The organism is Chryseobacterium nakagawai, assembly GCF_900637665.1.
Taxonomy (GTDB): Bacteria; Bacteroidota; Bacteroidia; order Flavobacteriales; family Weeksellaceae; genus Chryseobacterium; species Chryseobacterium nakagawai.
The window spans coordinates 4578976-4604713 of the sequence record NZ_LR134386.1 but is presented as its reverse complement, the minus strand read 5'-3'; the positions used below and the strand labels follow the sequence as shown (position 1 = coordinate 4604713).

The 25738-nt window shown below is 32.5% G+C and carries 20 protein-coding genes; 19 read left to right on the top strand and 1 reads right to left on the bottom strand.

Annotated features, from left to right (window positions below; all coding sequences use genetic code 11):
• Positions 1 to 92: 92 nt before the first annotated feature.
• The gene (locus EL260_RS20655; protein WP_123860591.1) at positions 93 to 1067 is read right to left on the bottom strand and encodes a ribonucleotide-diphosphate reductase subunit beta; all 975 of its coding nucleotides are present in this window, start codon (positions 1065 to 1067) and stop codon (positions 93 to 95) included.
• A gap of 424 nt (positions 1068 to 1491) precedes the next feature.
• On the opposite strand from EL260_RS20655, the gene EL260_RS20650 reads away from it, so the two are divergent.
• The 19 genes from EL260_RS20650 to EL260_RS20560 all read left to right on the top strand — a co-directional run bounded on the left by EL260_RS20650 (position 1492) and on the right by EL260_RS20560 (position 25718).
• Positions 1492 to 2181: an ABC transporter ATP-binding protein gene (locus EL260_RS20650; RefSeq protein ID WP_123857395.1), complete on the top strand. Its 690-nt coding sequence runs from the start codon at positions 1492 to 1494 to the stop codon at positions 2179 to 2181.
• A gap of 85 nt (positions 2182 to 2266) precedes the next feature.
• Positions 2267 to 3499 (top strand): ABC transporter permease, encoded by a 1233-nt coding sequence (locus EL260_RS20645; RefSeq protein ID WP_123857394.1) that lies wholly within the window; start codon positions 2267 to 2269, stop codon positions 3497 to 3499.
• A 93-nt stretch (positions 3500 to 3592) separates the two neighbouring features.
• Entirely contained in the window at positions 3593 to 4864 is a 1272-nt protein-coding gene (locus tag EL260_RS20640) for an ABC transporter permease (protein WP_123857393.1), read from the top strand.
• Between the two features lie 110 nt (positions 4865 to 4974).
• A complete protein-coding gene (locus tag EL260_RS20635; protein WP_185145924.1) occupies positions 4975 to 6186 on the top strand; it encodes an efflux RND transporter periplasmic adaptor subunit in 1212 nt (403 codons plus the stop codon).
• Positions 6187 to 6393: 207 nt separating this feature from the next.
• Complete coding sequence (locus EL260_RS20630) at positions 6394 to 7917, top strand: glycosyltransferase family 39 protein (RefSeq protein WP_123857391.1); 1524 nt, start codon at positions 6394 to 6396, stop codon at positions 7915 to 7917.
• Between the two features lie 106 nt (positions 7918 to 8023).
• Entirely contained in the window at positions 8024 to 8938 is a 915-nt protein-coding gene (locus EL260_RS20625) for an NAD(P)/FAD-dependent oxidoreductase (RefSeq protein ID WP_123857390.1), read from the top strand.
• A 186-nt stretch (positions 8939 to 9124) separates the two neighbouring features.
• Positions 9125 to 10390, top strand: coding sequence for a serine hydroxymethyltransferase (gene glyA, locus EL260_RS20620; protein ID WP_123857389.1), 1266 nt, complete (start codon positions 9125 to 9127; stop codon positions 10388 to 10390).
• Positions 10391 to 10441: 51 nt separating this feature from the next.
• The gene (locus tag EL260_RS20615; protein ID WP_394343550.1) at positions 10442 to 10906 is read left to right on the top strand and encodes a regulatory protein RecX; all 465 of its coding nucleotides are present in this window, start codon (positions 10442 to 10444) and stop codon (positions 10904 to 10906) included.
• A 280-nt stretch (positions 10907 to 11186) separates the two neighbouring features.
• Positions 11187 to 13115 carry a polysaccharide biosynthesis protein gene (locus EL260_RS20610; protein WP_123857388.1) on the top strand — a complete coding sequence of 643 codons (1929 nt, stop codon included), beginning with the start codon at positions 11187 to 11189 and terminating at the stop codon, positions 13113 to 13115.
• A gap of 37 nt (positions 13116 to 13152) precedes the next feature.
• Positions 13153 to 13974, top strand: coding sequence for a polysaccharide biosynthesis/export family protein (locus EL260_RS20605; protein ID WP_123857387.1), 822 nt, complete (start codon positions 13153 to 13155; stop codon positions 13972 to 13974).
• A 65-nt stretch (positions 13975 to 14039) separates the two neighbouring features.
• Entirely contained in the window at positions 14040 to 15332 is a 1293-nt protein-coding gene (locus EL260_RS20600; protein WP_123857386.1) for a nucleotide sugar dehydrogenase, read from the top strand.
• 73 nt (positions 15333 to 15405) lie between these two features.
• Complete coding sequence (locus EL260_RS20595) at positions 15406 to 17766, top strand: GumC family protein (protein ID WP_123857385.1); 2361 nt, start codon at positions 15406 to 15408, stop codon at positions 17764 to 17766.
• Positions 17766 to 18755 carry a mannose-1-phosphate guanylyltransferase gene (locus EL260_RS20590; protein WP_123857384.1) on the top strand — a complete coding sequence of 330 codons (990 nt, stop codon included), beginning with the start codon at positions 17766 to 17768 and terminating at the stop codon, positions 18753 to 18755. The genes EL260_RS20595 and EL260_RS20590 overlap by 1 nt, the downstream gene beginning before the upstream one ends.
• 32 nt (positions 18756 to 18787) lie before the next feature.
• The gene (locus EL260_RS20585) at positions 18788 to 20293 is read left to right on the top strand and encodes a lipid II flippase MurJ (protein WP_123857383.1); all 1506 of its coding nucleotides are present in this window, start codon (positions 18788 to 18790) and stop codon (positions 20291 to 20293) included.
• A gap of 10 nt (positions 20294 to 20303) precedes the next feature.
• A complete protein-coding gene (locus tag EL260_RS20580) occupies positions 20304 to 21473 on the top strand; it encodes an acyltransferase family protein (protein ID WP_123857382.1) in 1170 nt (389 codons plus the stop codon).
• Position 21474: 1 nt separating this feature from the next.
• Entirely contained in the window at positions 21475 to 22572 is a 1098-nt protein-coding gene (locus EL260_RS20575) for a glycosyltransferase family 4 protein (RefSeq protein ID WP_123857381.1), read from the top strand.
• 7 nt (positions 22573 to 22579) lie between these two features.
• Positions 22580 to 23458 carry a glycosyltransferase family 2 protein gene (locus tag EL260_RS20570; protein WP_123857380.1) on the top strand — a complete coding sequence of 293 codons (879 nt, stop codon included), beginning with the start codon at positions 22580 to 22582 and terminating at the stop codon, positions 23456 to 23458.
• The gene (locus EL260_RS20565) at positions 23458 to 24603 is read left to right on the top strand and encodes a glycosyltransferase (RefSeq protein ID WP_123857379.1); all 1146 of its coding nucleotides are present in this window, start codon (positions 23458 to 23460) and stop codon (positions 24601 to 24603) included. Before EL260_RS20570 ends, EL260_RS20565 begins: the two co-directional genes overlap by 1 nt.
• Positions 24604 to 24620: 17 nt before the next feature.
• Positions 24621 to 25718, top strand: coding sequence for an EpsG family protein (locus EL260_RS20560; RefSeq protein ID WP_123857378.1), 1098 nt, complete (start codon positions 24621 to 24623; stop codon positions 25716 to 25718).
• Positions 25719 to 25738: the final 20 nt, after the last annotated feature.

Sequence of the window (25738 nt, the reverse complement as noted above, 5' to 3'; positions counted from 1 at the left end):
TAAGTCAACGGTTGTTCTGTTTTTTGAAATATAAGAAATTTTTTGTTTCTAATACTATCAGCTTTGACGCTCGCTTCGCTCGCGCCTTTACATTAGAACAAGTCGTTTGCTGTAATGCTCTTATCGTGTTTTGTATAGTCTACAGGTCTTTTTGCAAAGAAATCATCTAGTGAATTAGCGAAAACTTCCTCTTCGAACCATACCATTGGTCTGTATTGTTCCGGAGTGATGTTGTATCTTGTTTTCATGTTGATTTTCTTCAAGCTGTCATCCACACGATACTTCATGAAGTTTAATAGATCTTCTTTAGATACATTGTCTATTTCTCCTAATTCGAAGATCCAGCTAAGGATATCTCCTTCTTTTTCGATCGACTCGTCTACAAGGGTGTAGATATCTTCAATATCGCTTTCTGTTAAAAGATCAGGTTGTTCTTCACGGATCTTGTTGATCAGATAGATTCCTGCGTTAGCGTGAATTTGCTCATCTACAGAAGTCCATGCGATGATATTGGAAACATTTTTCATGAACCCTTTAAATCTTGTGAAAGAAAGGATGATAGCAAACTGAGAGAAAAGAGAAACATTTTCTACTAAGATACTGAATAACAATAATGCAGAGACATATTCTTTTGGAGTAGCAGAGTTGGCATGTTTTAAGGCATTTCCAAGAAACTCAATTCTACCTTTTACCGCTGGAATTTCAATGACATTAAGGAATTCGTCATTATATCCTAATACCTCTAGTAAACGGGAATATGCTTCAGAATGGCGGAATTCGCATTCTGCAAAAGTAGATCCTAATCCATTGAATTCCGGTTTCGGAAGGTGGTTGTATAAATTCCCCCAGAATGTCTTTACAGACACCTCAATCTGTGCAATGGCTAAAAGCGCATTTTTCACAGCATTTTTTTCATGTGGTTCCAACTGCGAATGAAAATCTTGTACATCTGCAGTAAAGTCCACTTCCGAATGTACCCAGAACGATTTGTTGATGGCTTCTACAAATTGAAGAACCTCCGGGTATTCAAATGGCTTATAGCTTACTCTCTTATCAAAAATTCCCATATTAAATATCTTTATAATTAAATAATTCAGATCTCTGTGGATAATGTTCAGAAGGTGTGTAACTTTTTGTTTTTGTGGGGGTTGTGAATTTAAGTTATTCACACTGCAAGTTTTCGTTTCTGAGCAAAATCTAATGACAAAGTTCGAAAAAAAGAACTGATTTTGAAAGAGGTAAATACTAATAGACTGACTTTTAGCTGTAAAAGTTTTCCACATTTACATGAAACAGGCTCGAATAATAGGCTAGAAGGGTATCTGGGGGGTAAATACATGGAAAACTCAAGTTACAGTTAAACAAAATTTGATAAACTATTTTAAATAAAGGCTTAAGGTGTTAAACAAAAAAATATTTGAATAAATTTTCATTCTTGTAACAATTTGAAAATATCATCTACTTATTGGGTATAAAACTATAGATCACTTCATGTTAGTAATTCAGGATTTACACAAGTCATACGATACAGGAAAAAGCAAACTTCATGTTTTGAAGGGGATTAATCTGGATATTTCAGAAGGAGAGTTTGTTTCCATTATGGGGAGTTCTGGTTCCGGAAAGTCTACACTTCTTAATATTATTGGTATTCTGGATGAAAAAGATTCAGGAACCTATGAATTGGATGGCGTTCCTATTGAACATTTATCAGAAGTAAAAGCAGCAGAATACAGAAGTAAATTTTTAGGATTTATTTTCCAGTCTTTTAATCTTATCAGTTATAAAACTGCTCTTGAAAATGTAGCACTTCCATTATATTACCAAAATGTACCGAGAAAAGAGCGTAATCAGAAAGCATTGGAATATCTGGAGAAAGTAGGTCTTACACAGTGGGCAAACCACCTTCCTAATGAACTTTCAGGAGGACAAAAGCAGAGAGTAGCCATTGCAAGAGCACTTATCACAGACCCAAAAGTAGTATTGGCCGATGAACCTACAGGAGCCTTGGATTCTAAAACCACGCATGATATTATGAAGCTTCTGCAGGATATTAACAATGAAGGGAAAACAATTATTGTGGTAACTCACGAACCGGACGTAGCAGCACAAACGAAAAGGAATGTAATACTAAAAGATGGTGTCATTGAAAGCGATGAGTTTATTAAACAGATTGTGCTTTAGACAATTTGATAATTTGAAAATGAGATAATTTGAAAATTGAATGATTTTATTCTTTTAATTTTTCAATCTTTTAATAATAATAAAAATGTTTGACCTAGATCGTTGGCAGGAAATATTCAGTTCTATCCGTAGTAACGTACTTCGGACAGTCCTTTCGGGATTTACAGTAGCCTTGGGACTGTTTATTTTCATTGTACTTTTTGGAATAGGAAAAGGGCTTCAGAATGCTTTCTCAGAAGGGTTTGCAGGAGATGCCAAAAACCTGATTACCATTTATACAGGAAAAACAACTTTAGCCTATAAAGGATTACAATCCGACAGGACTGTAAATATGAATAATGATGACTACAATTTTCTTGTCAATACAGATAAAGAGAAAGTAGATGCAGCCAGCCCAAGGTATGCCACCAATTTAATGGTAAAATATGGGAAAGAGAGTGGTCTTTACCAGGTACATGGTGCAGAACCGGGAGAGCAGGTGATTGAAAACAGAAAGCTTGTTGATGGAAGATACATTAATTCCTTCGACTTAGCAAGAAAACAGAATGTAGCCGTTATCGGAAGAATGGTTCAGAGAGACCTTATTAAAAATGGAGGTTCCATAGGGAAAGAGTTAGATATTAACGGGACAATGTTTAAAGTTGTAGGAGTATTTTCAGATGATGGTGGAGACAGAGATGAAAGACACATTACGGTACCTATTACCACCTTACAGCAAATGAAAAAAGGCTCTGATACCGTGAATACGGTTTATATAGCCTATAATGATAAATTATTGAATCCTCAGGATGCCATTAAATATGGAGACGAGCTGAGAGATAAACTGAAAGCGAGAAAAAATGTTTCTCCTGATGATGAAAATGGAGTCCGTGTCTGGAATAATGCCAAAAACATGAATGATACCTTTACTTTTATGGCAGTTCTAACCGCCATCGTAGGATTTATTGGTTTGGGGACGTTATTGGCAGGTATTATTGGGATCAGTAATATCATGGTGTACATCGTAAAAGAAAGAACCAAAGAAATTGGAGTGCGAAAAGCCATAGGTGCCAAACCTGCAGGAATTGTTGCGCTGATTGTTCAGGAAAGTGTTGTGATTACAGTGGTCTCCGGATTTGTAGGAATAGGAATAGGTGTCTTAACATTAAACCTGATTGGTGATAGCCTGGAAGAGTTTTTTATTAAAAGTCCAAGTGTAGGCTGGGGATCCATCATTATGGCATTTGTTGCATTAGTGTTCTCCGGGTTGATTGCAGGATTTGTTCCGGCATACAGAGCCTCAAGAATTAAGCCGATTGAAGCATTAAGAACAGAATAGTAATTTGAAAATAAAATAATTTGGAAATGAAGTAATGATGACAGTCTGTTGATTTACTCTTTTACAACTATTAATAATTTATAATTCAGAAAGGTGAATATCATATTTAAAAAAGATACTTGGCAGGAGATCTATTATTCATTGAGGAATAATAAACTCCGTACATTTCTTACCATGATTGGAGTAGGATGGGGCATGTTTTTGTATGTAAGCCTTCTTGGGGCAGCAAAAGGCATGGAGAATGGTTTCGATAAACTGTTTTCCGGATTTGCTACCAATTCCATTTTCCTGTGGGCACAGAAAACATCTATTCCGTATGAAGGATTTCCAAAGGGAAGAGATGTTCATTTGAACTTATCTGATATGGAAATGCTGAAAAAGAAATTGACCGATATTGATTACATATCACCACAAAATGCAAGAGGAAGCTTCACAGGAACACCAGGTGAATCCATGTCAAGAAACGGAAAAAGTGCTACCTATTCTTTGACGGGAGATTATTCTGTAGGAAATAAAATCTCAGAAAAGAAACTTATTTACGGACGTTACATCAATGATGCAGACGTTTCAGGAAATAAAAATGTAGTGGTAATTGGTGAAGAAATTTATAAGAACCTTTTTGATTCAAAGAAACAGGAAAACCCGATTGGAAAGTCGATTAACATCAAAGGCCTGTTCTTTAATGTGATCGGAGTTTTCAGAGTAAAAAAAGGAGGAGGTTTTGAAAGTGATCAGAGTGCTTTTATTCCACTATCTACTTATACTAAAATGTATAATGCAGGAGATCAGATTGATTTGTTTGCTATTGTAGGGAAGCCTAATGCTAACCTTAATACCCTGGAAGATCAGATAAAACAAATTTTAAAATCAAAAAATAAAGTTTCTCCCGAGGATACCAACGCTTTCGGAAGTGCTAACGTTGCTAAAGAATTTAAAAAGCTGACAGGTTTTCTTACTGGGATGCAGCTTTTGACCATTATTGTAGGAACATTGACGATCCTTGCCGGAGTTATTGCCATTTCAAACATCCTTTTGATTACCGTAAAAGAAAGAACAAAAGAAATAGGAATCAGACGAGCATTAGGAGCAAAACCAGCTGAGGTAAGAAATCAGATCTTACTTGAAAGTGTTGTGATTACGCTCTCTTCCGGATTGCTGGGATTTATGTTTGGAATCTTTGTACTGATGATTTTAAATATAGCTACTCAGGGACAGGATTCGTTCCCTTTTTATAATCCAACGGTAAATTATGGAAATGTTTTTGCTGCCATGGCGGTGATGGTGGTATTAGGACTAATTATCGGGATGATCCCTGCACAGAGAGCGGTGAAAATTAGACCAATTGAGGCATTAAGAACAGAATAATAATTTGAAAATAAAATAATTTGAAAATTTGAAAATGATCAGAACCATGTGGTATTAATCTTTTAATTTTTAAATCTTTCAATCCTTTAATTAAAAAATAAACTATACATATGAAAAATAAATTCACTTGGAAAAAAGCCATTTATATAGTCTTGGGGCTTTTATTTGCAGTGGCATTGTTCTCAGGAATTGGTTATCTTATAAAATCGAACTCCAAAGAAAGCGAGGCTTTCCTTACCCGAAAACCCAACATTCAGAATATGGATGATAAGGTAATGGCCACCGGAAAAATTGTTCCAAAGGAAGAAATTGAAATTAAGCCCAATATTACAGGGATTATCGATAAAATTTTAGTAAAAGAAGGAGACAGAGTAGAAGTAGGTCAGCTAATTGCTACCGTGAAAATTGTACCTAGTATTTCTGAAGTGAATGCTGCTCAGCAGGAAGTTCAGAATGCACAGATTCAGATCAGCAATGCGCAGATGAATGTTGGGAATATGCAGAAGCAATTTGATATGCAGGATAAGCTGTATAAACAAGGTGTTGCATCAAGACAAGAATTTCTTAATTCTCAACAGCAATTATTCTCTCAGCAGCAGACTCTTAAAAATGCTCAACAGCAATTAAATACAGCACAAAAAAGATTGCAGATTGCTAAAACGGGAGCTACTCCTGAACTTCAAGGGCAGGGGTTAGCAACTACACAAATCCGCTCCAAAGCTTCGGGAACAGTACTTGAAGTTCCGGTAAAGCCAGGTAGTCAGGTAATTGAGGCGAACAACTTTAATGCAGGAACAACAATTTGTTCCGTAGCAGATTTGAACTCTCTGATCTTTAAAGGAGAAATTGATGAAGCTCAGGCAGGAAAACTGAAGCAAGGTATGGATATGAATATTGTTATCGGTGCCTTACAGAATAAAACTTTCCCTGGAAAACTGACAATGATTGCTCCAAAAGGAAAAGATAATGCTGGGACCATTAAGTTTCCGGTAGAAGGAAACGTAGATAACCCTAATAATGAATATATCAGAGCTGGTTTTTCTGCCAACGGGGAAATCGTGTTAAGCTCGCAAAAAAACGCTTTATTGCTTGATGAATCTTTGGTTCAGTATGAAAAGAAAGACGGTAAAGATGTTCCTTTTGTAGACGTAAAACAAAAGGATGGCAAATTTAAGAAAGTATACTTGAAACTGGGAGCAAGCGATGGTATCAATGTTCAGGTTCTTCCGGGATCAAATATTACAAAAGATTCTGAAGTAAAAGTCTGGAATCCATCCGATAAAGACAAAGAGGAGTTGAAAGAAAAAGCGAAAGCAAAATAATAAACTACACTATACATTTTAAACTGTTAAATCCCGGAGTATCTACTTTGGGATTTTTTTTGAATGAAAAATCTTAAAGTATATGTTGAAATGATTCATCAAAAAATTAAATCAGTTTAAAATATTTAGCTTTTTCATGATAAAGTATTGCAAGATGTAATAAATATAAAGTTTAAAATGTCTTATTTTTAGTTTTAAATTATAATCATGAAGAAAAGCAGTCTGATTCTTATTCTTTTTATCATTGTAAAGTTTATTCTTCAATATACATTGATAAGTCCCGAATATGATTTGCAACGAGATGAATACTTGCACCTGGATCAGGGAAACCATATTGCCTGGGGGTATATTTCTGTTCCTCCTGTGAGCTCATGGATCTCATGGCTGATAAAAGTATTGGGTGATTCTGTATTTTGGATTAGATTCTTTCCGGCTTTATTCGGAGCTTTGACGATAGTAGTTGTCTGGAAAGCTGTCGAAGAATTAAAAGGAGGACTTTTTGCGTGTATTCTTACTGCTTTAGGGTTGTTATTTTCCTCATTACTTCGCTTGAATATGCTGTACCAGCCCAATTCATTGGATGTTTTGTTATGGACTTCCTTTTTTTATATACTGATAAAATATATCAATACTGAAAAAGTAAGCTGGCTATATTGGGGCGGAGTCATTTTTGGGATAGGAATCTTGAATAAATACAATATCATTTTTCTTGCATTAGGATTTTTACCTGCCCTTTTACTAACCAAGCAAAGAAGAATTTTTGCAAATCCTCATACTTATGGAGCTGCCCTTCTAGCTTTGGTCATTATTTCCCCCAACCTTATTTGGCAGTATCATAACGGCTTTCCGGTCATTCATCATATGAAAGAATTATCCGAAATCCAGTTAGTGAATGTCGACCGGTTCAACTTTTTGAAATCACAGCTTTTATTCTTTATTGGTGTAACTTTTGTTATCCTGCTTGGCTTTTATGCTTTGTTGTTTTATAGGTCTTTCGAGAAAATCAGGTTCTTCTTCTGGGGGTATATTATCACCCTATCAGTATTTATGTTTTTTAGAGCAAAAGATTATTATGCAATAGGTATTTATCCTATTTATATAGGGTTCGGAGCGATTTATCTTGAGAATATTTTGAATAGTGGATGGAAGAGATTTCTCAAACCTGTTTGTATTTTACACCCTATTCTTCTGTTTGTGCCTATATATAATTTAGCATTTCCTAATAAAACGCCAGAATCTATAGCGGAGAATCCCGAAGCTTATAAAAAGTATGGACTTTTGCGCTGGGAAGATGGTAAAGACCATTCCTTACCTCAGGATTTTGCAGATATGCTGGGATGGAAAGAACTGGCTCAGAAAGTAGATCAACAATATGCACGCTTGTCAAAATCAGGAAACACCTTAGTACTTTGTGATAATTATGGGCAGGCGGGAGCAATTAATTTTTACTCTAAGCAGGGAATAAAGGCGGTGTCGTTCAATGCAGATTATGTCAATTGGTTTGATTTAAGTAAAAAGTATAAAAATCTTATTAGGATCAAAGATAGTGCAGAAGATGAACTAGAAAAGACAGGTGCTTTCTTTAATCATTCTGTAATGGCGGATTCTGTTACCAATCCATATGCAAGAGAAAAAGGAACTATGATTTTTAGTTTTGAAGACGCGAAAATTGATATACGAAAGAGACTTAAAGATGAAATAATTGAAATAAAAGATCGATGGAGAAAATAAACTTTGATGTAAAGTAAGATAATAAAAAAAATAACGCAATCAAGTTGCATTAATAAACTTTTGTTGTAGTTTTGTATTTGCAATAAATTATATCTCAACAGAAAATATGCAAAGCAAAAATTTTGATGTTATTATCATAGGAGGAAGTTATGCCGGTTTATCAGCAGGAATGGCTTTAGGAAGATCTTTAAGGAATGTTTTGATTATAGATCATGGGAAACCATGTAACAGGCAGACTCCTCATTCACATAATTTTATTACCCATGACGGAAAGACACCAAAAGAAATCGGAGAGGTTGCTAAAAAGGATGTGGAAAAATATGAAACAATTCAGTTTTATGATGGTAAAGTAATGAGAGTAGGGAAGAATACTGATGATTTTTATGTAGAGCTATCTTCTGGTGATCGATTTTATGCGAGAAAGATCATTTTAGCTTCGGGAATTAAGGACATGATGCCTGATATTCCGGGGTTCACTGAATGTTGGGGAATTTCTGTCATACACTGTCCCTATTGTCACGGTTATGAAGTGAAGAATGAAGTAACAGGAATTCTCTCTGACGGAGATATGGCGTACGAGTTTTCTAAATTGGTCTTTAATTTAACTAAAGAGCTAACCTTATTTACGAACGGAAAAACTAAACTTACCAGTGAGCAGATTGGGAAATTGAAGGAGAATAAAATCAAGCTTAACGAAGATGAAATTAAAAGTATTGAACATGAAAACGGATATATTCAAAAACTCATCTTTACCAACGGAAATACAGTTTCTTTAAAAGCTTTATATGCTAAAATTCCTTTTGAACAGAATATTAATGTGTCAGAAACTTTAAGTTGTGAACTGACGGAACAAGGCTTTATTAAGGTAGATTTTATGCAGAAGACATCAGTTCCCGGAGTTTTTGCCTGTGGTGATAATGTAACCATGATGAGATCTGTAGCGAATGCTGTGGCTCAGGGTAATTTTGCCGGAGCAATGGTGAATAAAGAGCTCTCAGAAGAAGATTTTGGTTATAAATAATATACTGATCTGTATGAAATGTAATATGGAAAACTACTGAAGACCATTGATTGAAGAAAATTTATAAATAGACAATGTTTTAAAGCTTTTATAAAAAATCAGGGCTAAAATCATATTTTTTGATGCCAAAATCTCAACGAAAATTCCGTACATTTGGGGTGAAAAATTTCAAAAACTAAAAGTAAAATGGATATTATTTTTGACCTGATTGAAAAGGAAAGACAAAGACAGACCCATGGATTAGAGCTTATCGCATCAGAAAACTTTGTTTCTGAAAATGTGATGAAAGCAATGGGAAGTGTACTGACAAATAAATATGCTGAAGGGTATCCCGGAAAAAGATATTACGGAGGGTGTGAAGTAGTAGATGAGGTTGAAACATTAGCGATCAACAGAGCGAAGGAACTTTTCGGAGTAGACTATGTAAATGTGCAGCCACATTCCGGATCTCAGGCGAATGCAGCCATTTATCTTGCTGTTTTGAAAGCAGGAGATAAGATCATGGGAATGGACCTTTCTATGGGAGGACACCTTACTCACGGTTCTGCAGTAAATTTCTCAGGTATTCAATATGAAGTAGTTTCTTACGGAGTAGAAAGAGAAACTGGCCTTATTGACTATAACCAAATGAGAGAAGTTGCTCTAAGAGAAAAACCAAAAATGATGATTGCTGGATTCTCTGCTTATTCAAGAGACCTTGATTATGCTAAATTCAGAGAAATTGCTGACGAAATCGGAGCAACTCTTTGGGCAGATATTGCTCACCCTGCAGGATTAGTAGCTAAAGGATTATTAAACTCTCCATTTGAACACTGCCACGTAGTAACTACTACTACTCACAAGACCCTAAGAGGTCCAAGAGGAGGAATGATTATGATGGGGAAAGATTTTGAAAATACCTATGGCCACAAAACTCCAAAAGGAGAAACAAAAATGATGAGTCAGGTATTGGATGGAGCAGTATTTCCGGGGATTCAAGGTGGTCCGCTAGAACATGTAATTGCTGGTAAAGCAGTTGCTTTCGGAGAAGCTTTGGATGGTCAGTTCGAAACTTATGCAAAACAGGTTAAAGCTAATGCTCAAGCGTTATCAAAAGCAATGATTGATAAGGGATTTGATATTGTGAGTGGAGGTACAGATAACCACTTAATGTTAGTAGACCTTAGAAATAAAGGAGTAAATGGTAAAGAAACCGAAAAAGCATTAGTACTTGCAGATATTACATGTAATAAAAACATGGTTCCTTTCGATGATAAGTCTCCATTTACAACATCTGGGATCAGATTAGGTACAGCTGCTATTACAACAAGAGGACTTAAAGAAAATGATATGGAAACTATTGCAGGACTAATCTCTGAAGTAGTGGACAACATCAAAAATGAAGAAGTTCTTGCATCTGTAAGAAAGAAAGTAAATGAATTAATGGAAGGTAAAGCATTATTCAACTACTAATATAAAATATAATATACTATAAAGAATGGGCAGAAAGCTCATTCTTTTTTTATTCACATGGAAAAGAAATCTTTTACTTTTGATGAAATCAAGCAGAAACTGGTCGGTTATTGTGTGTATCAGGATCGCTGTCATGCGGAAGTGGAGCAGAAAATGAGAGAATTTCTCCTGATTGAAGAGGCAAAAGAAGAAATTATTCTCTATCTGATGAAAGAAAATTACCTCAATGAAGAAAGGTTTACCAGAAGCTATATCAGAGGAAAATTTTACATTAAACATTGGGGAAGGAATAAGATCAGAATGAACCTTAAGCAGAAGCAAATCTCTGAAAAACTGATCAGTATGTGTTTTGATGAAATATATGAAGATGATTACACCAAAACGATCGCAAGGATCTATGAAGATTATTCTTCTAAACAGAAAGGATTGCAGGAATATCAGAAAAAAGCGAAGACTATAAAATATTTAATGAGCAGAGGCTTTGAATATGAGAAAATAAATGATATTTTTGACTAAATATTGAATAAAATTAAAAGTTGTTTTTTTGAGCTGAAAAAAATTAAGAAAGAGGATTATGGGTAAATATCACCCTTAGCTGAATTTTTATGGTATGATTTTTGTCAACCATTTGCTCTATTGATTGACTCCTAAAGGTTTCAGAAAATAGTTAAACATCAAATTTATTTTTGATTTCAGTATCTAAATAGAATTTTATTTTTGCATGATTGTATCGAAATTATCATTGGTGGATAATTGGATCTTACACTAATTAAAAATATGGACACAAATATAGACAATGTACAATTCTCTTAGAAAAAAAATATTTGGAGGAGATAATGTTGTCAATCTCTCAGACGTAAGATATCTTCCTAGATGGATAATATTGGTAATAGATATTATTATTCTGGTTATATCCCTATTTCTTTCTACTTATATTATAGAAAAAATTACTCAAAAGGAATTTATTTACCATCAGGATAAAAGTATTGTTTTTGCTTTTATAATCTTGGTGAATACATTCTTTATGTATATTTTTAAGACATATGCCGGGATCATCAGGCATTCAACTTTTATAGATCTGTTCAAATTACTTGTATCGTGCTTCAGTACGATGTTTGTTGTTGCTACAATCAATGTGATATACTTTTGGTCTACAGGTGGAAAGTTTATTTTAACTCCTTATCTGGTATTATATTTTGTGATCTCTTTTATGGGATTATTTCTCTTTAGACTTTATGTTAAAGAATTTTTTCACATTGTAAGAGAATACAGAAGAAGTGCATTGAAAAAACGGATTTTAGTACTGGGAATTGATGAACAATCTATTGCTATTGCAAGAGCCATTTTAGATAACCCCAATCTTCCTTATCAGGTAGTTGGTTTTTTAACACAGAGAACCGATTCAAAAAGAGCATCATTACTTGGGAAGCCAATCTATGCAAAAGAAAAGATTGAGACTAGTACAAAAGATGATCTTGTTATTGATGGGGTTATTATTGTAAAAGAAATGATGGCAAAGGATGAAATGAATTCCTGGGTCAATTTATTTTTAGAGAAAGATCTGAATGTATTTAAAGCTCCTTCTGTTCAAAAATTGAGAGATAGTGATTTAGGCGGATCAATAAGAAATCTTCAAATTGAGGATCTTCTTAATAGAAAACCCATCAAGATTGAGAACGAAGAAGTTAAAAGCAGACATTACGGTAAAAATGTATTAGTTACCGGGGGAGCTGGTTCAATAGGTAGCGAAATTATCCGACAGGTAGCTCAGTTTACCCCTTCCTTGATTGTTGTACTTGATCAGGCTGAAACCCCATTATATGATATTGAACTTGAAATGAAGGAGAAATTTCCTCATATCAGATTTAAATTTGTATTAGCTGATGTTTCCAATATTCACAGAATTGAGCCGTTATTCCAGACGTATAACTTTTCAATGGTATACCATGCTGCAGCTTATAAGCATGTTCCTCTTGTAGAAGATAATCCAAACGAGGCAATCCGTGTAAATGTTTTAGGATCAAAAAATATTGCTGTATTATCCAGTCGTTACAAGGTCAACAGATTTGTAATGATTTCAACAGATAAGGCGGTAAATCCTACCAATGTAATGGGAGCTTCCAAAAGGGCAGCCGAATTATTTGTTCAGTCTTTACAACATGCTGAAGGTAATACAACAAAATTTATTACCACAAGATTCGGAAATGTTTTGGGGTCAAATGGATCTGTTATTCCTCATTTCAAAAAACAGATTGAGGCAGGTGGACCTGTTACCATTACTCACCCTGATATTGTAAGATACTTTATGACCATTCCTGAAGCATGTGAACTTGTTCTTCAGGCTGGAACTATGGGACAGGGAGGAGAAATCTTTGTTTTTGATATGGGTGAACCTGTGAAGATTCTTGATTTAGCAAGAAGAATGATAAAACTATCAGGTTTTGAACCTAATATTGATATCAAAATTATTTATACAGGTCTAAGACCAGGGGAAAAACTATATGAAGAACTGTTGAGTGATAATGCAAAAACACTTCCTACCCATAATGAAAAAATTATGATTTCTAAAGATCCTACCATGTCTTTTTCAGAAATAGAACGTTTGGTAAATCATATAACGGAAGCCTCTATAATGCAGGAAAAAGTAGAAGTTGTTAAGATTCTTAAGCTTATTGTACCAGAATTTATAAGTAATAATTCTATCTACGAGGTTTTGGATAAATAGGAAAAAATATAAATGTATATTTGTACAATTTTAAAATATGAAAAGTAAAATATTAGGACTGTTTTCTATACTCTTATTAGTATCATGTAAGGTTAAAGATAATGCTCAGAATGATTTAAACTATATGCAGAATATAGAACAAGTGGCTATTGAATCATCTGTAAAAAATTCTGGTAATACAATACAGATAGGAGATCAGCTGGTTATCCTGATTACCGCTAAAGATATGGATGTAGTAAAGCCATTCAATCAGAGCTATTCTTCTTCTGAAATGGTTCAGCCTAGTAATACCAATGCAGGAGGCAATATGCCTAGCCAGGGAACAACAACGATAACAGGACCTACTTATATTGTAGATAATAATGGTAATATTGATTTTCCGGTTATTGGTACAATTAATACAACAGGTAAGACACTGATTGATGTTAAAAATGAATTAAAAGGAAAAGTAAGCCAATATGTTATTAACCCAACTGTAAGTGTAAGACTTACTAACTTTAAGATTACAGTACTTGGGGAAGTTAACAGACAAGGAGATTATGCCATTACTAACGGACAGGCAACTATTTGGAATGCTTTAGGACTTGCTGGTGATTTAACCGGATATGGAAAAAGAACAGACGTATTGGTGATAAGAACTGAAGATGGAAAAGTTACTCATGGTAGAATTAATCTACAGGACGCTAACTTGATTAATTCTCCGTTTTTTAATTTAAAACAAGGTGACGCCATTATTGTTCAGTCAACTAAAGCAAAAGAAATAGTCTCAAGACAGAATCCTAATACAGGACTTTATCTTACTGCTATTTCTATTGGTGTCACAGCTCTTGCTGTTGTTATTGGTTTATTTAAAAAATAAAAGTTACGTAATTAAACTATCAAAACTAATATTGTTAATTTAATTATTTGAAAGAATCACAAAAAATGAAATCATATAATATAGCCATTATAGGACAAGGGTATGTAGGATTACCTTTGTCTTTGGAATTTGCTCATCATTATCCGGTTTTGGGTTTTGATATTAATACAGAAAGAATTAATGAGCTTAATAATGGTCATGATACGACATTAGAAGCGGATATTGATAAACTTAAAGATTGTTTAAACCGTTATAATGAGTCAAAAGGAACTATTGGTTACAGAGGAACAAGTAATATTCAGGAAATTGCCAACTGTAATGTTTTTGTTGTAACAGTACCTACACCTATTGATAAATATAATGCTCCGGACCTGAACCCATTGCTTACAGCTTCAAAGATGCTGGGAGAAATTATCAAGAAAGGAGATGTTGTCATATATGAATCTACTGTTTTCCCTGGCTGTACTGAAGAAGAATGTGTTCCAATTCTGGAAAAATATTCAGGATTAAAGTTCAATGAAGACTTCTTTGTAGGATATTCCCCTGAAAGAATCAACCCGGGAGATAAAATAAATACCTTAACCAGTGTAATGAAAGTCACTTCCGGATCTACAGCTGAAATAGCACAGGAAGTTGACGATTTATATAAAAAAATAATTACAGCAGGTACTCACAAAGCGCCTAGTATTAGAGTCGCAGAGGCTTCAAAAGCAATTGAAAATGCTCAACGAGATGTAAACATTTCTTTTGTTAATGAGTTGGCCCTTATCTTTGATAGAATGGGAATTGATACCAATGATGTTCTTGAAGCGGCTGGGACAAAATATAATTTTCTGAAATATAAACCTGGACTTGTTGGAGGACACTGTATTTCTGTAGATCCATATTATCTGGCACATAAAGCTGAGCAACTGGGCTATCATCCAGACGTTATATTATCAGGGCGTAGGGTAAATGATTCAATTGCAAAATTTATAGCATCAAAAGTGGTAAAATTGCTTATAGCTAAGGGAAATGTTATCAAAAACTCTCAAGCTTTAATTTTAGGAGTAACTTTTAAAGAAAATTGTCCTGATGTAAGAAATACAAAAGTGATTGACATCTATAATGAATTAAAAGATTATGGGGTAGAGGTAGATATTTTTGATCCATGGGCAGATAAGAAAGAAGTAAAGCATGAGTATGGGGTAACTATTCTAGATCAGCTTAAAGACAATAAAAAATATGATTCAATTATCATTGCTGTATCTCACAAAGAATTTCTCACATTAGATTTTGGAAAAATAAAGAAAGAGGATAGTATTATTTTTGATACTAAAGCTTGCATTGACCGAAGTTTAGTAGATGCAAGGCTCTAATTATTAAAAAACTAATTAATATGTGTTGTTAAAATAGGACAACATAGCAAATTGTAAAATTTAAAACTAAATAATGGATAATCCAGTTATTGAAGGATCAGAAAAAGAAATTAATATTCAGGAGATAATTAAACCCTATTTGAGAAACTGGGTGTGGTTTATTATTGTTCCTATTATATGTTTAGTTGCAACTTACTTTTACTTAAAGTTTGTTACACCTATATATAATATTCAGTCATCCGTTCTTATTAAAGACGCTAAAAAAAGTCCTACTGTAGGAGGAGGTGAGTTTGGTGTTTTACAAGACTTATCCGGTTTTGGAGGAATGGGAACGAATAGTATTGAGAATGAAATAGAAATTTTCAAGTCTAAAAAGCTTATGTATGAGGTTGTAAAGCAAAATAATTTGCAGACTTCAATATATGCAAAATCCAAATTAAATGACGAGGAACTCTACAAAGAGACATCTCCTATAACTATTCAAGTTATTAATGAAAAGGAGTATGCCCATAAAATAACACCTGTAACCATTAAAATTTCTGGTCAAAATATTATTTTAACAAGCGATAGTTTTCCGGAAATTAAAACACAGTTTAATAAAACAATCAGCTTGCCTTATGCCAATTTATTGATCATCAAAAATCCGATGTTCAATAAATCTAAGACTGGAGATGTAAATAATATACATTTTGTCTACTCTACTATAGAAGGTACTGTGAATTATTTACAGAACATATTAAATGTAAGCTTAATTAATAAAGAATCAACAGTTATTAATTTATCATTAAATTATGCAAATATAAATAAAGCTAAGGATATTGTAAATACTTTAGTAAAAGCGTATAATAATGATGCTATTAGTGATAAGAATTCAGAATCAAAAAAGACTAAAGATTTTATTGATGATAGAATAAATCTTATATCAAAAGAACTAGGACAGGTTGAAAATGAAAAAGAACGTTTCAAATCTAGCAACCAAATTACTGATTTATCAACAGAAGCTAAAATAAGCCTTGAAACATCAGCTGAAGCTAGATCAAAACAAATTGATTTAGAATCTCAACTTGAGCTTACCAATGCTTTAATCGATTTTATGGGAAGGCAAAATAATACTCATATATTACCTTCCAATGTTGGATTAAATAACACCGCTGCTGCTGCTAGTATAACAGCATACAATCAGCTTGTTTTAGAGCGAAACAGATTACTTGAAAGTGCAACACCTCAAAACCCTGTAGTCATAGATCTTAATAAGCAAATATCTTCTCTAAGAAGCTCTGTTATGGAAAGTCTATTGAAGAATAGAACAGGATTACAATTAGCTAAAAATCAATATCAGGGCGAACAAAATATAATAAGCTCAAAAATTACCAAAATTCCTGCACAGGAAAAAATGTTTAGAAGTATTGAGAGGCAGCAACAGATAAAAGAGAGCTTATACCTGCTTCTATTACAGAAAAGAGAAGAAACCGCAATTTCATTGGCGGTTACAGCAAATAAAGCCAGAATTATAGACTATGCTTATGCATCACCTGGTCCTGTAGCTCCGAAAAAAATGCTTTTCCTTGCCGGAGCATTATTATTCGGACTTCTTTTACCTGTTATTATTATCTATCTTAAAGAAATGCTTAATAATAAGATTAAGAGTAAGCATGATTTAGAGAAACTTTCTCATGCTTCTGTATTAGGAGAATTACCAAGCGTTTTAAAGGGAGATCCGGATATTGTACAGGTTAATGACCTATCACCAATGGCAGAAGCTTTCCGTATCTTAATTACTAATATGAACTTTTTATTACCTAAAAAGGATAATGGAAAAATTGTTTTTGTTACATCTTCGGTTAAGGGTGAGGGGAAAACTTTTGTTTCTGTTAATTTAGCTTTGACTTTAGCAACGCCTAATAAAAAAGTAATCATTATAGGTTCAGATATCAGAAACCCTCAGCTTCAACGTTATAATACATCGAGAAGAGGACTAACCGGTTTGACAGAATATTTGTATTCAGATCAAACCAAAGTAGAAGATATCATACATGTTACTTCATTTAATCCACATTGTGATGTTATTTATTCAGGAATGATTCCACCAAATCCAACAGAATTATTGAGTAACGGAAGATATGAAGTGTTATTGGATAATCTGAGAGCAAAGTATGATTATATTATTATAGATACTGCTCCTCTATTATTAGTAACGGATACGTTCTTATTTGCAGATTTAGCAGATGCTACTTTATACGTTACAAGATCCAGATATACAGAAAAATCTCTTATTGAGTTTGCTAATAGTAACATTGATAATAATAAAATTAAGAATGTAGGCTTTGTACTTAATGATGTGGATAAAAACCATTATGGCTATGGTAATAAATATGGCTATGGTTATTCAGCGAAGGAAAAAACCTGGTTGGAAAAGATTAAAGAGAGACTATAATGACTAAAATTATTAATATTATACTTTCTGGGGGAGTGGGTAGCAGGCTTTGGCCCTTATCCAGAAAACACAGGCCCAAGCAATATCTGAATATTTTTGGTGAAAAGTCTCTTTTTCAGCTGACAGCAACTAGAAATATAAATCTATGTGACAGCTTAACTGTGATAGGGAATACAGATAATTTTGAATTGTCTTCGGAAGCTTTACAAGAGCTTAATATACAAGAATATCAGCAAATAGTCGAAGCTTCACCCAGAAACACTGCGGCAGCTATAGCTTTTGCTGCATTTTCAGCAGATAAAGATGACATTTTACTCATTACACCCTCTGATCATTTAATAGAAGATGAAGAAGAATATGCAAGATCTGTTAATGAAGCAATTCTGCTGGCGAAACAGGATTCAATTGTTACATTTGGATTAGTTCCTACTAAACCGGAAACAGGTTTTGGCTATATTCAGGTGGATGGTAATAATGTATTAGGATTTCGAGAAAAACCGAATCTGGAAACTGCTCAGGAGTTTATAGTAAAGGGAAATTTTTTATGGAATTCAGGAATGTTTTGTTTTAAGGCAGGTATTTTTTTAGAAGAACTTAAAAAATATCAACCTGAAGTATATAAAAAGTCTGAGATTGCTTTTAATGCAAAAATAAATGATAGGTTACCTCTTGAAGAAAGCATGAATATTCCATCTATATCTGTAGATTATGCAGTAATGGAAAAAACTGATCGACTTAAAGTAGTAAAATCAAATTTTACATGGTCCGATATGGGATCTTTTGACTCTCTGTATAATTACTTAAAGAAGAATGGTCATCCAACAGATGAACATGGTAATATGGTTATTGGAAGCAATATACATACGGAGTTTTTAGGAATTAAAAAAAGTATTTTGGTGGTTACTGAAGATGCTATTTTGGTAGTGAAAAGAGAAAAATCTCAGGATGTTAAAAAAATCTATGAGAATATTTCGCCTTTTCTGCAATAGTTTTTGCTGATTCATTATAACATACATATAGAATGAGAAAGCAAATCAGTATTTTATTTTTATTGAAACTGCTCAAGATACCTGTTAATTTAGTGCTGCTGTCTCTTACAGCGCGTTACTTTGGAGTAAGTATAGAGAAAGATATTTGGTTACTTGCTTTTGCAACCATTACAACTCTTGATCTTGCTATTTGGGGACCGATAAATGAAACATTTCGTACAAAATTTGTTTTTCTTAAAGAAAAAGAAAATGATGAGTACGCTATCAGAAAAACGCAATCTCTTTTATTTTACTTTATTTGTTTCTCAGTTCTGGGAATAGTACTGATTGTATTATTTAATGCATTTTTTGCTCGGATAATTGCGCCTGATTACAATGTAGCTCAACTGGAAATTCTTCAGAAGATGCTCATTTACGTAGCACCTGCATTATTATTCAATCAATTAATGCAAATAGGGATAAGTATCTTAAATGCCTATGAAATTTTTTTTGTAGCAGAAATATCAAGTTTTTTTTCAAATATATTGAATATAGTATTACTGATACTATTTGTTAATCAATTTGGAATATATGCATTAGCAATATCTTATTATATATCAACAGTATTACTGATATTTTTTATTCTGTTTTATTTTTACAGGAAAAAAATTCCGCTCTTTAAGTGTCGTTGGAATTTTAAGTTTGATGGATTCAAAATGTTTTTTCTTTTTGCTATTCCATTTTTTCTACCTTATTTTTTTGGACAGATTAATACCTTATTAGAGAAAATATTTGCAGCAGAATTAGGAGCTGGCTCAGTTTCTATTTTAGATTTCTCTAACCGTGTTCCAATGTTACTATACAGTATCGTACTGAGTGTTGTAACTACTGTTGTTGTTCCCACATTGTCTAAATATTATATACGTTCTGAAAAGGACAACTTTAATAGTGAGTTTAAAAAAATATTTCATTTAGGTATTTTATTAATAGGATTGATTATTGCTTTTCTAATGGGGGCTGCACCTGCTGTAATTGATTTTCTTTATAATAAAGGAAGTATTGCTCATGAACAGCTGACAACCATTTCAGAAATGACTGTTTTATATGCCGCAGCATTAATTGGTTTATTCTCTTATATCCTGTTTGGAATGAGTTTACTGGCATCTGAAAAACAGAAAATTTATGCATTAATGGGAATGCTTACACAAATTCTGGTTGTAGCGCTTAATTTCTTTTGCAGACCGCTCTTAGGAATTTATACTTTTCCGGTATCAATTGCTGTTGCTCATGTTTTTTTTGCATTCCTGATGAGCCAGAATTATCCATTCAAAAAAGAACTGAAGCTTGAGCTCTTTAAATATATCATATTCACAACTGTACTCTGCCTTATCATGTATTGTGCAGGAAAATATGTTATTATTGATAATTCACTTCTAAAAATGATCTGCATGGGATTCTTGCTCTGTGTTTTTACATTGGGACTAAGTATAGGTTTAAAAATTGAGGAACGTGAAGTAGTTTTCAAGGCAATCAAGAATAAAATAAAGAATAAATATTAAATTATTAAAAATGAGCGTAGATGCTTTAAATCCAATCTTTTTTGTATTAATACTTGTTGTAGGTATTTTGAGTAGCTTTGTATTGCAAAAATTATCTAATGAAAAGCTTGAACATGTAAAATATCTTAGCATTGATGGATTGAGAGGATATCTAGCCTTTTTTGTTTTTATAGGGCATTCTGCAATCTGGTATTTTTATCTCAAAAATGGAATTTGGACATTTGTCAATTCAAAACTATTTTATGCAAGTGCATCTATCAGTGTTTTGTTTTTTTTCATGATCACATCATTTCTTTTCTTTTTGAAATTATATGATAATAAAACGAAGCCAATAGATTGGGTAAGGCTTTACATATCGAGATGTACAAGGTTAATGCCTCTGTATTATTTTGCATTCTTTTTTATTCTTTTCTTTGTATTTGTTCTATCAAATTTTAAATTAAATATACCACCGTTGCTTTTAATAAGACAAATTCTGCAATGGTTGAGCTTTAATTTATTAGGAATTACTGATATTAATGCTTGTAAAGAAACAACTATAATCATTGCACAGGTTGTTTGGAGTTTACAGTATGAATGGTTATTTTATTTTTCATTACCCCTATTGAATTTGATCTTTTTTAGATCAAAGAGCAATACTTTAATATTCATTATTTCAACGATTCTATTCAGTGTATTTACAGTTCTTTTAAAACCGGATGTCTATTATTTTTACATTTTCACTGGAGGCGTTATTGCAGCCTATGCCGTTCGAAAAGTAAATATTAAAAACCCCAACACTCCTTTTTGGAATAGTATATTATTGATGTTAATTTTCTTTTATTTTTTATTTATGAAAATTAATGAACATCAGTATTGGGTAGCTATCTTATTATTTGCTATTTTTTTACTTATTGCAATTGGAAATTCATTATTTGGTTTATTAACCACAAAATTTTCAAGATTTTTGGGACAAATATCCTATAGTATTTACTTATTACATCCGATATTATTATTTACTACTTTTAAATTTATTATTCCATATGAATTTGTAAAAAATCTGTCACCACTTGAATATTGGCTAATAATTGCAGTCCTAACACCGGTATTAATTTCAATTTGTTATTTGACCTTTAAAAAAATAGAAGAACCAATAATGAGGAAAACAGGAAAAATTACTTCATTAATTCAAAAAAAATAGTATGGGGAAAAAGAAGTTTCATTGTATATTTCCTATCGGACAAAATGTACACCTGGTAAAAGATGTTGGGATGATTCCTTACATGCTGCAAAAAGAGGGCTATTATGATTCTTATATCTCATTCTATGAAACATCTGAAAATTTACCTCATTTAAAAAATGAAGTTAAAGGTTTAAAATACAAACGGATAAAAAAGGTTTTTCAGAATGAAGATCTCAATATTTTTCTTTTTTTGCTTTTCAATTTCTGGAAGATGAATTATGTAATGATGTTTCATCCTTCTTTCAGAAAAATTCTCATCGGTTTTTTATTTAAAGTATTGTCCTTTAATAGACTGAAATTTTACTTTAAAATGGATGCCAATGACACTCTGTTAGAAGAGAAGTTCTATCCAGAATCTGTTAATTATAAACTTAGAAATTTCTTTTATAATAAAACAGGAAAATTTACTGTTGAGACCAAAAAAGTTGCTGACTTTATGAATGAGTTTTCATACATAAATGTAAGTTTTCTTCCAAATGGATTTATAAAGAGCCCGGAAAATACTATAACAAAGGAGAATAGACTTCTATGGGTTGGCAGAGTGGGTGCAGAAGAAAAGGGTATTAACTATTTATTGTCTGCATTGTCGAATATTGATCTGAAAAACTGGAAAGTAGATATTGTAGGACCATATGATAGCCATTTTTCAGAGACCATTGATGATTTTTTTTTAAATGCTCCGGGTTTAAAGGGTAAAATAGAATTTACTGGCAATATTTCTAGTCGAGAGCTTTTAGATGAATATTATGCTAAATCAAAGATTTTTGTTTTAACTTCAAAATATGAAAGTTTTGGCTTAGTATTGGTAGAAGCACTCGCACATGGGAATTTTTTAGTATCCAGCGATTTATTACCAGCACAGGAAATTTCAGGATTTGGTAAATTTGGTAAATTATTTCCTGTAGGTGATTCTCAAAAATTAGCCTCCATTCTTCAGAGTATTATAGATGAGAAGATGCACTTACCTTCTAAGGAAAGCATTATTGCGTATGCAGATGAAAACTACGATTGGAATGTTTTGGTAAGAAAATTATATGAATTACTGGAATCAAAATAATTTAAAAATGAAGAATTTAGATTGTTCTATTATTATTGTAAATTATAATACTTGTAAGCTTACACTTGATTGTATAGAGAGTATTCAGAAATTTTCAACAGGGTTTACCTATGAGATCATAGTAGTAGATAATGCTTCTAGTGATGAATCTTCAGTAATTCTTCCGAAAACAGAAAATATCAGGTTTATACAGTCAGGGAATAATCTGGGGTTTGGCTTTGCCAATAACCTGGGAGCTAAATCTGCAAAAGGAAAATTTCTTTTTTTACTGAACTCTGATACAATTTTGCTGGATAACTCTATCAAAAAAATGTTGGATTTCTATGTTGCCAATCAAAATATATTGAATATTGGAGCGTTGGGATGTATTTTAACTGATGAGGATGGACGTTTTATAAATAGTGGTGGTTTTTTTCCGAAAGCAAAAAATTATATCAATACCTATTTTGGAAAAAATTTAAAAGAGTTTGAAATTTCAACACAAAATGAATTTCAGGAAATTGATTTTGTGACAGGTGCTGATTTATTGATCTCAAGACAGATTTATGAAGATATTGGCGGCTTTGATGAAAATTTCTTCTTATATTATGAAGAAACAGATTTACAGAAAAGATTAGTAAATCTTGGATATAAAAATTATATTTTAACAACCACAAAAATTATACATTTAGAAGGTGGTAGTGATTTTGGGGCAACTGTTTCTAATTTCAAAAGAACTGTAATACACCAAAGCAGAAACCGATACTTAAAAAAGCACGATAGAGAAAACTACTATAAGTATATTTTCCTGGATTTTTTTGCAACATTCGGAAGACTGGCAAATAAGCAATATACAACCAAAGAAAAGTTTGCTTTCCTAAAAGCAAATTTTAAATCTTATTTTTAATGAAAAAAAGCACTGTTTTTATTGATTCAAATTCAATTGGAAATTTTCACGAAGTTTTCAATGCCGCTTTTTTAAAAATTTTAGAAGCAAGATTTGAAAAAATTATATATTTATCTTCAGAGTCCAGTTATGAAAATTTAAAGAAGATTCTGGTAAGCAATAATATTAGCTACAATTCCGGTAAAGTAGAATTTAAAAAGGTTAAGGTACTGGAAGGGAAAAAATCATATCATATTTTTTTACGAAAAATTTATGCGGGTTTTTTACTGTTCTTCCTGCTGCTAAAATACAGAAATAAAGATATTGTTCTAGCAAATTTAAATGAATTTGGAACTTTGTATTTCAATCTTCTTTCCAATCTTTTTAAGATCAATCTTACAATAGTTGCTCATGGTGAATTGGAGTACTTAATTCAGAATGTACCTAAAAATAAACCGATCTTTGTGTATAAGAAACTTCTTCAAAGGTTTTTTAACAGTAAGATCTCAGATAATATTAAGATTATTGCACTAGGAAAATCAATTCGTGAAAAGCTTATTGAATTATATCCTAAAAATAGGGGTGCCTTTGTGAGTATGGAGCATCCATACTTTTTTAAGGATGGATCTGCTGAAAAACAGTCTTCATTACCAATAAAAATGGGAATTGTAGGTGCCGTAGGAGAAAATAAAGGAATGCTTAAATTTATTAAGCTCTCCGAAAGTCTGAAAGATCTTATTATGGAGAAGAAATTGGAATTATATGTGATTGGCAGACACGGTTATCATACAGAAGATTTTCCATTGATTAATTTTATAGCAAAAACGGATACCATAATACCCACGAATGAATATAATGAAGCAATTAAAGGGTTAAACGCTATACTGTTTTTTTATGATCAAAACCAATATCAGTTAACTGCCAGTGGAGCAATTTTTGATGCAATCAATCACGAAAAACCGGTAATCGCTATTAAAAATAAGTACTTTAATCATATTTGTTCATATGGAGAAATAGGGTATTTATGTGAGGATACTGATGAAATGGAAAGTATTATCAGAAAGGTTGTCAAGCATGAAATCAGTTTAGAAACAATAAAAGATTTCAAAGAATTAAAAAGCATTTTTAATTGGAAAAATATTAATTATCCAATTAAGGCCGTTTAGAAAATGAATGTCACAATATGTATTTATATATAATTTTTGGATTAATTAGTTTGCTGTCCTTTTCCGAAATGAATTTTGGGAAAAAGTTTGGGAAAATAGCTGTAATTCCTATAATTTCAGTGTTCTATCTGCTATCATTTTTGAGATGGGAAAGAGGAACAGACTGGGCTGCATATAAATTTATCTTCGAAAATATTGCAAGTAACGAATACTTGCAAATGATGTATGAGTTTTTGTTTATAAAACTTAATACACTTATTTATTCTACTACAGGAGATTATTCTGTGCTATTATTTTTTGAGGCCTCAATCATCTTTTCTTGCTTTTTTTATGTCATAAGAAAGTATTCTGAAGCACCAGTATTTTCAGTTTTGGTTTGGTTTAGTGTATCGCTTGCCAGTGTGTTTTTTGTAAGACAGGCAATTGCTGTTTCAATCTGTGTTTTAGCCTTACATTTTATCATTCAAAGGAAATTATATCTGTTTTTATTGACGGTATTTATTGCGATGCTTTTTCATAAATCTGCATTAATCTTTTTCCCTGCTTATTGGATATATAACCTTAATCTTTCAAGAAAACAGATCATAATTGTCTTAGTTGGTAGCTTTGCTTTAACATCTGTTGCCGGTTCATTACTTACTACCATAGGAAGTAGTGGCTTGGGATCTCTGTCTGAAAGGAGTAACGTTTATATGGAAGCAGGAACAGATGAAGCTTTTGGATCTGGTTATTCACCTATGGAGACCATGATCAGAGGGGTCTCCTACAGACTTTTCCTGATTTTAATTTTCATCGTTTTTTTATTTAAAAATTATGAGAATGCCCAATTCAGAGGAATATTTAATCTGTATCTTATGAGTGTGGTACTATTTATTCTATTTGTACCTATTTCTGTTGCTTTAATTCGTTTTTCAGGATATTATGAGATATTTCAAATCTTCCTGTACCCGATATTAATTTTACAGACCAAAAACAAAATAGTCAAAAACTTAGTGTTGTTGTTGTTGATTGTCTATTTAGCATTCAAGTTTTATGGCGTTATTTTCGCATACAAAGATTTGTACATTCCTTATAAATCTATTTTTAATAAAGAATTACCAGTTGAAGTTGGATAATATAAATTGAACAAATAATT